This window comes from Kitasatospora sp. MAA19 (assembly GCF_029894125.1).
Taxonomy (GTDB): domain Bacteria; phylum Actinomycetota; class Actinomycetes; order Streptomycetales; family Streptomycetaceae; genus Kitasatospora.
Genome location: NZ_JARXYZ010000002.1, coordinates 294,933 through 307,783, shown reverse-complemented (window position 1 = coordinate 307,783; position 12,851 = coordinate 294,933). Strand labels below are relative to the sequence as shown.

Below are 12,851 nucleotides of genomic sequence, written 5' to 3'. Positions count from 1 at the left end.
GCCCTCTGCGAGTCTGCACCCGCCCACTGACATCCGCAGCCGGGGCAGGGTCGGGAGACGCGTGGGGGTCGGCCGCCCTACTGCTGTGGTGGCAGGGGCAGGACGTGGCGCAGGGCTTCGAGGGCGTCGGGGGCGCCGTCGACGGTGAGGGTGGTGTGGGCGCCGCGGCCGTAGGTGAAGAGGAGCAGTTCGCCCGGTTCGCCGGTGAGCTGGACGGTGGGGGAGCCGGCGGGGCCGATGGTCAGGGACTGGCCGTCGGGGCGGCGCAGGACCAGGCGGACGGGGGAGCGGCGGCCGGCTTCCAGGCGGGCCAGCAGCGGCAGTCGGCGCCACAGGGCTTCGGCGCGGCCGGCGGGCACCGGGGAGGGCGTCCAGCCGTCGGCGGCCCGCAGGACGTCCTCGGCGTGCACGTAGTACTCGACGGTGTTCGCGGCCTCGTCCGCGCCGGGCAGGGCGAACAGCGAGAACACCGGCGGGCCGGACCGGAAGAGCTTCAGCAGTTCCTCGTACGGGCGCTCGGCGTACGCCGACTGCACCCGGTGGGTCCAGTCGGCGAGGGCACCGACCCGGATGCCGGCCGCCGCGTCGGGGCGGCGTTCCCGGATCACCAGGTGGGCGGCGAGGTCCCGGGTGGTCCACCCGGCGCAGAGGGTGGGGGCGTCCGGCCCGGCGGCGGCCAGGAGTTCGGCGAGGCGGTGGCGTTCGGCGAGGGCGTGGTTCGACATGGCGCCACCTTAGGACGTGGCGAACCGCGGTCAGTGCAGGTCGCCGGTGAGCTTGGGGCCGCCCTGCCTGTTGCTGGCCGTCAGGGTGCAGGTGTAGTCCCGCCAGCCCTGCTGGTAGTTGGCCAGCGCGGGGCCGAACTGGCGGCCGTAGTACGTCTTCCCGTCGTTCTGCCGGGCCTTGGCGGCGGCCTCGGCCTCCTTGCAGCCCTCCCGCATCGCGAGCGAGATCGGGATCTCGCCGGTCAGGCCGTCGGCCAGTTTCAGGTCGGCGATCACCTGGCCGTCGTGCCCGCCGGTGCAGGGGCGCTCCTCGGCCTTGGTGATCACCGGGCTGAGCTGCGGGTGGTCGAAGCAGGCGCCGACCGGGAAGAAGGCGTACGGCGGGGCCTTGGTCGGGGTGGGCGTCGGCGTGGGGGTGGGCGTCGGGGTCGGGGTGGCCGTGGGGGTGGGCGGGGGTGGCGCGGCCGCGGGCTTCCGGTCCTCCGGCCAGAGCAGGACGGTGGCCACCACGGCGAGCAGCACGGCGAGTACCGCCGCGACGGTGAGGACCAGGCCCCGGGACGGGCGGGAGTCGGCGGCTGCGGGCGGCTGCTGCGCGGAGGTCATGGCCACGAGGATGGCCCACGCGGGGCCCGCCCGGCAGGCGGTTGGCCGAAATCGTACTGCCGCCGCGGGGTCCGGGCCCGGTCGGCTAGGCTCCCCGGCGGCACGGCACGAATCCCGGGAGTTGGGAATGCGCGTCGGAATCACCGGTCACCAGGACCTGTCGGGCGGCATCACCGAGATGCTGGTCCGCGGGGAGCTCTGGCGGCTGGTCACCACCTTCGGGCCGTACGAGCTGGTCGGCGTCAGCTGCGCCGGGGAGGGGCCGGAGAGCTGGTTCGCCCGGTCCGTCCTGGAGCACGGCGGCAAGCTGGAGATCGTCGTCCCCGCGAGCGGCGTCGGGAGCGCGAGCGCGGCCCGGCTGCGGTTGCTGGGCGAGGCCCGCGCCGTCCACCGGCTGGCCGCCGTCGAGCGCGGCGGCCTCGGCGACGACACCGGACGGGCCCTGGTCGGCATGGTCGACGAGCTGATCGCGGTCTGGGACGGCGAGCCGGGCAGCGAGCCCGCCCGGGTCGCCGCACTGGCCCAGGCGGCCGGGCTGTTCGTCCACCGGATCTGGCCGTCCGGCTGCGCGCGCACCGACTGACCACCCCCGGCCAGGTCGCGAGGGGCCGCCGACCGGGCTGACACAATGGCCCCATGTCCACCACACCCGCCACCCCCGGCACCACCGCCCTGGCCCCCGAGATCGCCGCCCGCCTCAAGCGCACCGAGGACGGCCTGCTCCCGGCCATCGCGCAGCAGTACGACACCGGCGAGGTGCTGATGCTCGGCTGGATGGACGACGAGGCGCTGCACCGCACGCTCACCACCGGCCGCTGCACCTACTGGAGCCGCAGCCGCCGTGAGTACTGGGTGAAGGGCGACACCTCCGGTCACGCCCAGGCGGTCAAGTCGGTGGCGCTGGACTGCGACGGCGACACCCTGCTGGTGAAGGTCGACCAGACCGGTGCCGCCTGCCACACCGGCGACCGCACCTGCTTCGACGCCGACGTGCTCCCGCTCGCCTGACCCTCCCCCCGAACTCCAGAAGGTGCCGCTCGCCATGGATCTCGAAACCTTCCGCAAGCTCGCCGTCGACACCCGGGTCATCCCGGTCACCCGCAGGCTCCTCGCGGACGGTCTCACCCCGATCGGCCTCTACCGCAGCCTCGCCGAGGAGCGGCCCGGCACCTTCCTGCTGGAGTCCGCCGAGCAGGGCCGCAGCTGGTCGCGCTACTCCTTCGTCGGCGTCCGCAGCGCCGCCGTCCTCACCGCCGGCCCGGACGGCGCCGCCCGCTGGCTCGGCACCCCGCCGGTCGGCATCCCCACCACCGGGGACCCGCTGCAGGTGCTGCGCGCCGCGCTGGAGGCGCTGCACACCCCGCGCCGCACCGACGACGGCCTGCCGCCGCTGACCGGCGGTCTGGTCGGCTACCTGGGCTACGACGTCGTCCGCCGGCTGGAGAAGCTGCCCGACCTCAACCCGGACGACCTCCGGCTCCCCGAGCTGACCATGCTGCTCGCCACCGACCTCGCCGTGCTCGACCACGTCGACGGCACCGTGCTGCTGATCGCCAACGCCGTCAACCACAACGACCTGGCCAGCGGCGCGGACGAGGCCTACGCGGACGCGGTGGCCCGGCTGGACGCCATGGAGGCCGACCTGCTCAAGCCGGTCGACCCGGGCCTGGCCACCTTCACCCCGGCCGGCCCGGGCGAGGTCCGCTCCCCGTTCGGCGGCGCGCCGTACCGGGCCGCGGTGGAGGACATCAAGGAGCGGATCCGGGCCGGCGAGGCCTTCCAGGTCGTTCCCTCGCAGCGCTTCGAGGCCCCCTGCCCGGCCTCCGCGCTGGACGTCTACCGCGTCCTGCGCACCACCAACCCCAGCCCGTACATGTACCTGTTCCGCTTCCCCGGGCCGGACGGCACCGCCGAGGGCGGCTTCGACGTGGTCGGCTCCAGCCCGGAGGCGCTGGTCAAGGTCACCGGCGGCGAGGCGATGCTGCACCCGATCGCCGGCACCCGGCACCGCGGCGCCACCCCGCACGAGGACGCGGCGCTGGCCGCCGAGCTGCTCGCCGACCCCAAGGAGCGGGCCGAGCACCTGATGCTGGTCGACCTCGGCCGCAACGACCTCGGCCGGGTCTGCGAGCCGGGCAGCGTGGAGGTGGTCGACTTCATGCACATCGAGCGCTACAGCCACGTGATGCACATCGTCTCCACCGTCACCGGCCGGGTGGCGCCCGGGCGGACCGCCTTCGACGTGCTGACCGCCTGCTTCCCGGCCGGCACGCTGTCCGGCGCGCCCAAGCCCCGCGCGATGCGGATCATCGAGGAGCTGGAGCCCACCCGCCGCGGCCTGTACGGCGGCTGCGTGGGCTACCTGGACTTCGCCGGGGACTCCGACACCGCGATCGCGATCCGCACCGCCGTGCTGCGCGACGGCACCGCCTACGTGCAGGCCGGCGCGGGCGTGGTCGCCGACTCCGACCCGCACGGGGAGGACACCGAGTGCCGTAACAAGGCGGCCGCCGTGCTGCGCGCCGTCGCCACCGCCAATACGCTGCGGACGCCGGAACTGTCGTAACCGGAACGTGCCGGTACATGCCGGTACGTGTCGGAACGGAAGGCGGCCGGGATGCCGGGGATGCCGCAGGACGGGCCGCGGCGGGAGACCGTGCTGGCCGCCGCCGCCCAGATCAGGGACCAACTGGCGGGCCGCGGCCGGGTGCTGTCCGGCGCCGTGGTCGTCACCCCGGCCGCGCCCGGCGGCCTCGCCCCCGACCTGGCGGTGACCGCGCCGGGGGTGGAGCCCGACGGCCGGGGCCGGTACGCCGGGAGTGATGTCGAGGCGGTCCTGGAGGTGGCGCGGCCGCACCTCGCCGAGACGGCGCGGGCGTACGCGCTCAGCGGGATCCCGCTGTACGTGATGGTCGACCCGGCGGCGGCGGTCTGCCTCGTGCACACCGCGCCGTCCGCCGACGGGGCGTACCGGGAGGCGGAACGGGTGCCGTTCGGCAACGACCTGTTCCTGCCGCTCGGCGAGCGGACGCTGGTGCTGCGGACGGAGGAGTTCCCGGCCGGGCCGCCCACCCCGGGTGCGGGGCCGGACGCCGGGCGGGGGATAGTGGACGGGTGAGCACACCTGACCAGACCCCCGTACCCGCCCCGTCGGCCCCCGCGGCGGGCCGCCGGACGCTCGGCGTGATGCTCCTGCTGACCGTGCTGAGCGCCGTCCTGGTGCTGACCGCCGTGGGCCGGGTCTGGGCCGAGGGCCGGGCCGGCACCCTGGCGGTTTCCGTCACCGGCGGCAAGATCTCCGAAGTACCGGGCGGGCTGGCCCTGGTGGGGCTCGCGGCGGCCGTCGCGGTGTTCGCGGTGCGCGGCGCCGGCCGGCTCGCGGTCGGCGCGCTGACCCTGCTGGCGGGCCTCGGCGCGGCCGTCGCCTCGGCCGCGGGCGCCGGGGACACCGCCGCGCTGGACGCCGAGGCGGCCCGCAAGCTGGCGCTGTCCGGGTCGGCGGCCACCGAGGTCGGCCACACCGGCTGGCCCTGGGTGGCGCTGGCCGGTGGGCTGCTGCTGGCCGTCGCCGGGCTGCTCACCCTCCGCTACGGCCGGGGCTGGCCGGCCATGGGCAGCCGCTACGAGGCGCCCACCCGCAAGGCCCCCGCGACGACCGGGACCCCGGCCGACCTGTGGAAGGCGCTGGACCGGGGCGAGGACCCGACCGCGGTCTGAGCCGGCTCCGGGGACGGGGCCGGGCGGGCCGTGGCGACCCGCGGCGTGCGACGCGACGGGCCCGCCACGTGTGACGCGATAGACGGGGCACCCGCTTTGGGAGGCGGGTGTGTGGCCCGGCACAATGGAACCCGTCAACCCGCCGGCGGCCCCGCAGGCCCGGCCGGGCCCCGAGAGGCTAGGAGCACCAGCAGATGTCAGCAGCAGCACACGGTCACAACCCCGCCGCCTGGACCGGTGTGACCATCACCTTCATCGGTTTCGGGATCGCGGGGGTCGCGATGATCCTTCCGTCGGTGCTGCTGGTCTGGGCAGGCCTGGCGGTCGTCCTGGCCGGCGGTGTGATCGGCAAGGCCATGTCGATGGCGGGCATGGGCAAGCAGCCGAGCACCAACGTGTACGCGTCGGTCGAGGAGCAGGCCGAGGCCCGCGTCGCCGTCACCGCCTGACGACGGACTCCTCCGGACCGCGAAACGGCGGGCGCGCCGCGCCCGCCGTTTCGGTCTGTCCGGGGCTCCGCGCGGGCAGAATCGGGGCGTGAACGCCGCCTCCACCGCCACCGCCCCGCCGCCCGTACTGCGCCGGCTGGGCCCGCCGCTGGCCGCGCTGGCCGCGGCGGCCGTCCCCACCGCCTACCTCGCCGTGGTGGACCCGAACGCCCCCGGGCACTACCCCGACTGCCCCTTCCTGACCGCCACCGGCTGGTGGTGCCCCGGCTGCGGGGGGCTGCGCTGCGTCCACGCGCTGACCCACGGGGACTTCACCGGCGCGCTGCACGACAACGCCGCGGCCGTCCTGCTGTTCGCCGTGCTGGCGCTGTTCTGGCTGCGCTGGGGCTGGGCCGCGCTGCTCGGCGGCGGGCCGCGGCCCAGGCCTGCGCTCGGCGCCCGGCGCTGGGTGCTGATCGCCCTGCTGGTCCTGGTGTTCACGGTGGTGCGCAACCTGCCGGTCGGGGCGGGACTGGCGCCCCCGCTGGTTTGATCCCGAGCCCTTGCGGGTAGCGGCCCGCGCACCGGTCCACACCGCGGTCCGTACATCGGTCCACTTGCCCCGCACCCGGGCTCGGCGACCGCCGGAGAACCGGTGAAACCGCAGCTGGGAGCGGCCCCGGGGGGCGTCCGGCACGCGAGACGCACACCGGGCGGATGCGCCCCGCGCCCCCTGGTGCCGATACCATCGAAGAGCCGCCGGGCCACCGCCCGGACGGCTCGTCGCCGGCGAACGAGCAGAAATCTTGGGGGCACTTCGCGTGAGCGAGCGAACCATTGACAGGTGCGTGTTGCGCGCAGCGCCTGCTGAGCGAAGCGAGGTGTGCGCATGAGTGTGCTCGACACGATCATCGACGGGGTCCGGGAGGACCTCGCCGAACGGCAGGCCCGGGTCACCCTGGACGAGCTCAAGGAGCGCGCCGCCAAGGCCCGCGAGGCCAAGGACGGTGTCGCCGCCCTCAAGGGCGACGGGGTCCGGGTGATCTGCGAGGTGAAGCGCTCCAGCCCGTCCAAGGGCGCGCTGGCCTCGATCGCCGATCCGGCCGCCCTGGCGAGCGACTACGCGGCCGGCGGTGCCGCCGCGATCAGCGTGCTGACCGAGCAGCGCCGTTTCGGCGGATCACTCGCCGACCTGGACGCCGTCCGCGCGGCGGTGGACACCCCGCTGCTGCGCAAGGACTTCATCGTCACCGCCTACCAGCTGTGGGAGGCCCGCGCGCACGGCGCCGACCTCGCGCTGCTGATCGTCGCCGCCCTCGACCAGCCGGCCCTGGTGTCGCTGATCGAGCGCGCCGAGTCGATCGGCCTCACCCCGCTGGTCGAGGTGCACGACGAGGAGGAGATCAAGCGCGCGGTGGACGCCGGGGCGCGGATCATCGGTGTCAACGCCCGCAACCTCAAGACCCTTGAGGTGGACCGCAACACCTTCGGCAACGTCGTCCACGCCATCCCGGACGGCATCGTCAAGGTCGCCGAGTCCGGCGTGCGCGGCCCGCTGGACGTGATCTCCTACGCCAACCTCGGTGCCGACGCCGTCCTGGTCGGCGAGTCCCTGGTGACCGGCAAGGACCCGCGCGCCGCGGTCGCCGACCTGGTCGCGGCCGGGGCCCACCCCGCCGTCCGGCACAAGGACTGACCCGCCGACATGAAGATCGCCACCCGCCTCGCCCCCGGTTGCCGCCCGCGCGGCTGCCGCGCGCCCGCCCGCCGGGTGCTGGGGCGGCGGGTGCGGTACGTGATCGGCTGCGAGCCCGGGCAGGTACCGGGCCGCCGATGGCGGCGCACGTCCGGCTGATCCCGGCCACGAGACGTCACTGTCGTCATCTCCCCTAAGGACTCCACCATGTCCGACAAGTCCGCGAAGGACTACCTCCCCGGTGCCCAGGTGCCGGACGCCCGCGGCTACTTCGGCGCGTACGGCGGCCGCTTCATCCCCGAGGCGCTGGTCGCCGCCGTCGAGCAGGTCGCCGAGGAGTACGAGAAGGCCAAGGCCGACCCGGCCTTCACCGCCGAGCTCGACGCGCTGCTCAAGGACTACACCGGCCGCCCGAGCCCGCTGACCGACGTGCACCGCTTCTCCGCCGAGGCGGGCGGCGCGCGCGTCCTGCTCAAGCGCGAGGACCTCAACCACACCGGCTCACACAAGATCAACAACGTGCTGGGCCAGGCCCTGCTCACCCGGCGGATGGGCAAGACCCGGATCATCGCCGAGACCGGCGCCGGTCAGCACGGCGTGGCCACCGCCACCGCCTGCGCCCTGTTCGGCTTCGACTGCACCATCTACATGGGCGAGGTCGACACCCAGCGCCAGGCGCTGAACGTCGCCCGGATGCGGATGCTCGGCGCCGAGGTGGTGTCCGTGAAGTCCGGCAGCCGCACCCTCAAGGACGCCATCAACGAGGCGTTCCGCGACTGGGTCGCCAACGTGGACTCCACCCACTACCTGTTCGGCACCGTGGCCGGCCCGCACCCCTTCCCGATGATGGTCCGCGACTTCCACCGGGTGATCGGCGTCGAGGCCCGCCAGCAGGTGCTCGACCGCACCGGGCGGCTGCCCGACGCCGTCGTCGCCTGCGTCGGCGGCGGCTCCAACGCGATGGGCATCTTCCACGAGTTCATCCCGGACGCCGGCGTGCGCCTGATCGGCTGCGAGGCCGCCGGCGAGGGCGCCGACACCCCCAAGCACGCCGCCACCCTCACCAAGGGCGACCCCGGCGTGCTGCACGGCTCGCGCACCTACGTCCTGCAGGACGAGGACGGCCAGACCATCGAGTCGCACTCCATCTCGGCCGGCCTCGACTACCCGGGCGTCGGCCCGGAGCACGCCTGGCTGAAGGACACCGGCCGGGCCGAGTACCGCCCCGTCACCGACGACGCCGCCATGCAGGCGCTGCGGCTGCTGTCCCGCACCGAGGGCATCATCCCGGCGATCGAGAGCGCCCACGCGCTGGCCGGCGCCCTGGAGCTGGGCCGCGAACTCGGGCCCGAGGCCACCATCCTGGTCTCGCTCTCCGGGCGCGGCGACAAGGACATGCACACCGCGGCCGAGTACTTCGGCCTGTACGACGATCCGGCCGGCGGTTCGGCCCACGACGCGGCCCACGGGGGTAAGTGATCATGGCCAACAAGCCCAATGAGGCCAGCAAGCTCAGCGGCATCCTGGCGGCCGCCAAGGCCGAGAACCGCGCCGCGCTGATCGGCTACCTGCCGGGTGGCTTCCCGACCGTCGACGGCGGCATCCGCGCGATCAACGCGCTGATCGAGGGCGGCTGCGACGTCGTCGAGGTCGGCCTGCCGCACTCCGACCCGGTGCTGGACGGCGCCGTCATCCAGACCGCCGACGACATCGCGCTGCGCGGCGGCGTGCGGATCAAGGACGTGCTGCGCACCGTCCAGGAGGTCGCCACCGCGCACCCCGAGGCGGCGGTGCTGGTGATGACGTACTGGAACCCGGTCGACCGCTACGGCACCGCGCGCTTCGCCGCCGACCTCGCCGCCGCGGGCGGCGCCGGCTGCATCCTGCCGGACCTGCCGGTGGAGGAGTCCGAGGAGTGGCGCAAGGCGGCGGACGAGCACGGGCTGGACACCGTGTTCGTGGTCGCCCCCAGCAGCAAGGACCCGCGGCTGGCCGAGGTCACCGCCGCCGGCAGCGGCTTCGTCTACGCGGCCGCCGTGATGGGCGTGACCGGCACCCGCAACCAGGTCGGCTCGCTCGCCGAGGACCTGGTCGCCCGTACCCGGGCCACCACCGACCTGCCGGTCTGCGTCGGCCTCGGGGTCTCCACCGCCGAGCAGGCCGCCGAGGTGGCGGGCTTCGCGGACGGCGTGATCGTGGGCTCCGCGTTCGTGAAGCGGATCCTGGAGGCCGGCGACGACGAGGCGGCCGCGCTGGACGCGGTGCGCGCCCTCGCCGGTGACCTGGCGGCGGGCGTCCGCCGGCGCTGACGACCCGTACGACCTGACGGCCCGTCGCCCCCCGGGGGTGGCGGGCCGTTCGCCGTGTCCGCGCCCGACGACGCCGGGCGCGGGTGTGTCGCGGCCCCGAACGGGTGAACAGCGGCGGGGACACGCATCAGGCGGGGTTGACGGGCGTTGAGTGGAGGGACGAGTGCACGAACGACGTGTACGAGGGTTGCCGAGCGAGCGAAGGGGTGAGCCGGTGCCGGGTCTCCAGCGGGCCGTTCTGCTGCGGGCGGCCGCCGCCGCACTGGCGCTCGGCGCCGCCGTCGGGGCACACCCCGAGGTGGGGCAGGCGCTGGCCAAGCGCGGCGCCGAGCGGGCCGAGCGGGACGCGTACGCCTGTGCCGAGGCGGCCCGCTGGGACGCCGTCGTGCGGGCCGCCCGCTCGCACCGCGAAGGGCGGGCCGACCTGTTCGACCCGGCGCGCCCGCCCGGCTGCCGCTGACGAACGTGCGTTCGCCGAATTCGGACACATCCTCATCAGGCGTCACCCATCCGGCGTAATTCCTGAATATGGAGGAACCGCCCTTCATCCCTTACGGTTCATCAGGAAGTGAACGAGTTTCCCGAGGGGGGTTCCCTGATGGCCGGCCCGGCAGTGCAGCCCGGTGACCCGGTGCCCACGCCGTCGGCCCGGCGGCCGGTGCCGGTCTGGAGCCAGTGGCTGGGCACCGCCGTCCGGCTCGGCCTCGCGGTGGTCTGGGGCTGGGCCGGCCTGGCCAAGATCGCCGACCCGGCGGAGGCCGCCCAGGCCGTCCGCGCCTACGAGATCCTGCCCGAGGGCCTGGTCAAGCCGATCGGCTACGCCCTGCCCTTCCTGGAGCTGGCGCTCGCCCTGCTGCTGGTGATCGGCCTCGGAGTCCGGCTCGTCGCCGGCGTCTCCGCGCTGCTGCTGCTCACCTTCATCGCCGGAATCGCCTCCGCCTGGGCGCGCGGCATCACGATCGACTGCGGCTGCTTCGGCGGCGGCGGGCACGTCGACGCCTCGCAGACCGAGTACCTGCAGGAGATCCTGCGCGACACCGGGTTCCTGCTGCTGGCCGGGTGGCTGCTGTGGCGGCCCCGCACCAGGTTCTCGGTGGACGGCTGGCTGGCGAGCTGACCGGCCGGCCCCGCCGTACCCCCACCCCACCCCACGAAGGCCCTCCCCGATTGTGGATGTCAAGGCAATGAGCGAGAAGAACCGAGAAGGAAAGCGCACCGCCCGCGAGCGGATGCTGGAGCAGCGGGCGGCCGACGAGGCCTCGTCCCGGCGCAGGAAGAAGCTGCTCGTGGGCGGCGCGGTGCTCGTGGTGATCGCCGCCGCCGTGGTCACCGGTGTCGTGGTGCAGAACGAGCGCTCCAAGCCGGAGACGCCGGTCGCCGCCCCGGCCGGGACGATCGGCGACAAGAACCTGGTCATCCCGACCGGCTCGGCCAACGCCCCGGCCGTCCTCACCGTCTACGAGGACCCGCGCTGCCCGGCCTGCGGCATCTTCGAGCGGGAGTTCTCCTCGACCATCGACCAGCTGGAGGACGCCGGCAAGGTCTACACCAACTACCACATCGTGTCGTTCATCGACCGGGCCGTCCCGGGCAAGGGCTCCAAGATCGGTGCCAACGCGCTGGCCTGCGCCCAGGACGCCGGGCACTTCCGGGACTTCCACGACGTGCTGTACCGCAACCAGCCGGAGGAGACCAACGACGCCTTCGGCAACAAGGCCGTCCTGCTCAACCTCGCCAAGCAGGTCAACGGCCTCGACACGCCCGCCTTCGAGTCCTGCGTCAACGACGGCAAGTACGGCGGATGGGTGTCCTCGGTGCAGCAGGACTTCGACAAGTCCAGCTACAAGTCCACCCCGACGGTGCTGCTCAACGGCCAGCCGATCTACCCCAAGAACGGCAGCGAGGAGATCACCCCGGCCAACCTGGTGAAGTGGGTCGACGCCGCCAACCAGGGCAAGCAGCTGGGCACCACGGGCTCCAACGGGCAGGCCCCGGCGCCCACCAGCACCGCCTCGGAGGCCAACAACCCGTCGCCGACGGCCGGTTGAGCCGCGTACGCTGCCGGATGACCGCCGCCGTCCCTGCCCCGTCCGGAGGGGACGGCGGCGCTATCCGGGACCCGTTGTTCGGTTTCTGTGACCCCAGGCGTGCCCGACGGGGCCCGCCGACCCTGTAGCGTCGGAACCGCCATGGATATCGCCTACATTCCCAGCCCGTCGCGGGGCGTCCTGTACCTCGGACCGATCCCGCTGCGCGCCTACGCCTTCTGCATCATCCTCGGTGTCGTCGTGGCCGTCTGGCTCGGCAGCAAGCGCTGGGTCGCCCGGGGTGGTGCCAAGCACACGGTCGGCGACATCGCCGTCTGGGCCGTGCCCTTCGGCCTGGTCGGCGGTCGGCTGTACCACGTCATCACCGACCACCAGCTGTACTTCGGGGACGGCAGGAACCCCTGGAACGCCCTCAAGATCTGGGAGGGCGGCCTCGGCATCTGGGGCGCGATCGCGCTCGGCGCGGTCGGTGCCTGGATCGGCGCCCGCCGCCGGGGTGTGCCGCTGCCCGCCTACGCCGACGCCATCGCGCCGGGCATCGCGCTCGCACAGGCGATGGGCCGTTGGGGCAACTACTTCAACCAGGAGCTGTACGGCCGGCCGACGACGCTGCCGTGGGGCCTGGAGATCGACAAGACGCTGCCGAGCGGCGAGGTCGTCACGGGCGTCTACCACCCGACCTTCCTGTACGAGTCGCTGTGGTGCGTCGGGGTCGCGCTGCTGGTGATCTGGGCGGACCGCCGCTTCAAGCTGGGGCACGGCCGGGCCTTCGCGCTGTACGTGGCCGCGTACACGGTGGGCCGGGCCTGGACCGAGTGGCTGCGGATCGACGAGGCGCACCACTTCCTGGGCATCCGGCTGAACGACTGGACGGCCGGGGTGGTGTTCCTGGCCGCCGTGGCCTACCTGGTGATCGTCGGTCGGACGCGGCCCGGCCGGGAGGACCCGGCGAGCATCGACCCGGCCGCGCACGCCGAGCAGGCGTCCGGCGACGGGGCCGCGGAGGCTCCGGTGGACGGGAAGGCCGCGGCGGACGAGAAGGCCACGGTGGACGGCAGGGCCACGGCGGACGAGAAGGTCCGGGTGGACGAGAAGGACTCGAAGAGCGGGAAGTCGTCTCAGCCCGCGGACGAAAAGGTGGACGCTCCGGCCGCCGCCGGAGCCGCCGAGACGACCGGCGAGGACGCCAAGAACCTGACCTGACCTGGGAGTTCCCTCCGTTCCGGCCGCCCCCGCGATGCTCGCGGAGGGCGGCCGCCGCGCTGTTCGGACAGCCTTACTTTGCTGGAAATGCCCAGGTCAGACGGTCTACGTTCGAGGAA

At 74.1% G+C, this 12,851-nt stretch carries 17 protein-coding genes; 15 read left to right on the top strand and 2 right to left on the bottom strand.

Features of this window, described 5'->3' with window-relative positions:
* Positions 1-77: 77 nt before the first annotated feature.
* Both P3T27_RS04430 and P3T27_RS04425 read right to left on the bottom strand, forming a co-directional pair.
* Positions 78-725: a TIGR03085 family metal-binding protein gene (locus tag P3T27_RS04430; protein WP_280674383.1), complete on the bottom strand. Its 648-nt coding sequence runs from the start codon at positions 723-725 to the stop codon at positions 78-80.
* 30 nt (positions 726-755) lie between these two features.
* Positions 756-1,331 carry a hypothetical protein gene (locus P3T27_RS04425; protein ID WP_280674382.1) on the bottom strand — a complete coding sequence of 192 codons (576 nt, stop codon included), beginning with the start codon at positions 1,329-1,331 and terminating at the stop codon, positions 756-758.
* A gap of 127 nt (positions 1,332-1,458) precedes the next feature.
* Between P3T27_RS04425 and P3T27_RS04420 the strand changes: the two genes are divergently transcribed.
* The 15 genes from P3T27_RS04420 (at position 1,459) to lgt (ending at position 12,732) form a co-directional block, all read left to right on the top strand.
* Positions 1,459-1,914: a hypothetical protein gene (locus P3T27_RS04420; protein WP_280674381.1), complete on the top strand. Its 456-nt coding sequence runs from the start codon at positions 1,459-1,461 to the stop codon at positions 1,912-1,914.
* A 53-nt stretch (positions 1,915-1,967) separates the two neighbouring features.
* Entirely contained in the window at positions 1,968-2,339 is a 372-nt protein-coding gene (gene hisI / locus P3T27_RS04415; protein ID WP_063347172.1) for a phosphoribosyl-AMP cyclohydrolase, read from the top strand.
* Between the two features lie 34 nt (positions 2,340-2,373).
* Positions 2,374-3,897: an anthranilate synthase component I gene (locus P3T27_RS04410; RefSeq protein ID WP_280674380.1), complete on the top strand. Its 1,524-nt coding sequence runs from the start codon at positions 2,374-2,376 to the stop codon at positions 3,895-3,897.
* Positions 3,898-3,924: 27 nt separating this feature from the next.
* Complete coding sequence (locus P3T27_RS04405) at positions 3,925-4,449, top strand: Uma2 family endonuclease (RefSeq protein ID WP_280674379.1); 525 nt, start codon at positions 3,925-3,927, stop codon at positions 4,447-4,449.
* A complete protein-coding gene (locus P3T27_RS04400; protein ID WP_280674378.1) occupies positions 4,446-5,048 on the top strand; it encodes a TIGR02234 family membrane protein in 603 nt (200 codons plus the stop codon). The genes P3T27_RS04405 and P3T27_RS04400 overlap by 4 nt, the downstream gene beginning before the upstream one ends.
* A gap of 194 nt (positions 5,049-5,242) precedes the next feature.
* On the top strand, positions 5,243-5,497 hold the full coding sequence (locus P3T27_RS04395) for an HGxxPAAW family protein (protein ID WP_280674377.1): 255 nt from the start codon (positions 5,243-5,245) through the stop codon (positions 5,495-5,497).
* 88 nt (positions 5,498-5,585) lie between these two features.
* On the top strand, positions 5,586-6,029 hold the full coding sequence (locus P3T27_RS04390; protein ID WP_280674376.1) for a DUF2752 domain-containing protein: 444 nt from the start codon (positions 5,586-5,588) through the stop codon (positions 6,027-6,029).
* Positions 6,030-6,365: 336 nt separating this feature from the next.
* Positions 6,366-7,172, top strand: a complete 807-nt coding sequence (gene trpC, locus P3T27_RS04385) for an indole-3-glycerol phosphate synthase TrpC (protein WP_280674375.1) — start codon at positions 6,366-6,368, stop codon at positions 7,170-7,172.
* Between the two features lie 9 nt (positions 7,173-7,181).
* Positions 7,182-7,331 (top strand): hypothetical protein, encoded by a 150-nt coding sequence (locus tag P3T27_RS04380; RefSeq protein ID WP_167745855.1) that lies wholly within the window; start codon positions 7,182-7,184, stop codon positions 7,329-7,331.
* Between the two features lie 48 nt (positions 7,332-7,379).
* On the top strand, positions 7,380-8,651 hold the full coding sequence (gene trpB, locus P3T27_RS04375; RefSeq protein ID WP_280674374.1) for a tryptophan synthase subunit beta: 1,272 nt from the start codon (positions 7,380-7,382) through the stop codon (positions 8,649-8,651).
* Positions 8,652-8,653: 2 nt separating this feature from the next.
* On the top strand, positions 8,654-9,481 hold the full coding sequence (gene trpA / locus P3T27_RS04370) for a tryptophan synthase subunit alpha (protein WP_280674373.1): 828 nt from the start codon (positions 8,654-8,656) through the stop codon (positions 9,479-9,481).
* A gap of 214 nt (positions 9,482-9,695) precedes the next feature.
* Positions 9,696-9,941, top strand: coding sequence for a hypothetical protein (locus tag P3T27_RS04365; protein WP_280674372.1), 246 nt, complete (start codon positions 9,696-9,698; stop codon positions 9,939-9,941).
* A 138-nt stretch (positions 9,942-10,079) separates the two neighbouring features.
* Positions 10,080-10,598 carry a MauE/DoxX family redox-associated membrane protein gene (locus P3T27_RS04360; RefSeq protein WP_280674371.1) on the top strand — a complete coding sequence of 173 codons (519 nt, stop codon included), beginning with the start codon at positions 10,080-10,082 and terminating at the stop codon, positions 10,596-10,598.
* 67 nt (positions 10,599-10,665) lie between these two features.
* Entirely contained in the window at positions 10,666-11,529 is an 864-nt protein-coding gene (locus tag P3T27_RS04355) for a thioredoxin domain-containing protein (protein ID WP_280674370.1), read from the top strand.
* Between the two features lie 141 nt (positions 11,530-11,670).
* Positions 11,671-12,732, top strand: a complete 1,062-nt coding sequence (gene lgt, locus P3T27_RS04350; protein ID WP_280674369.1) for a prolipoprotein diacylglyceryl transferase — start codon at positions 11,671-11,673, stop codon at positions 12,730-12,732.
* Positions 12,733-12,851: the final 119 nt, after the last annotated feature.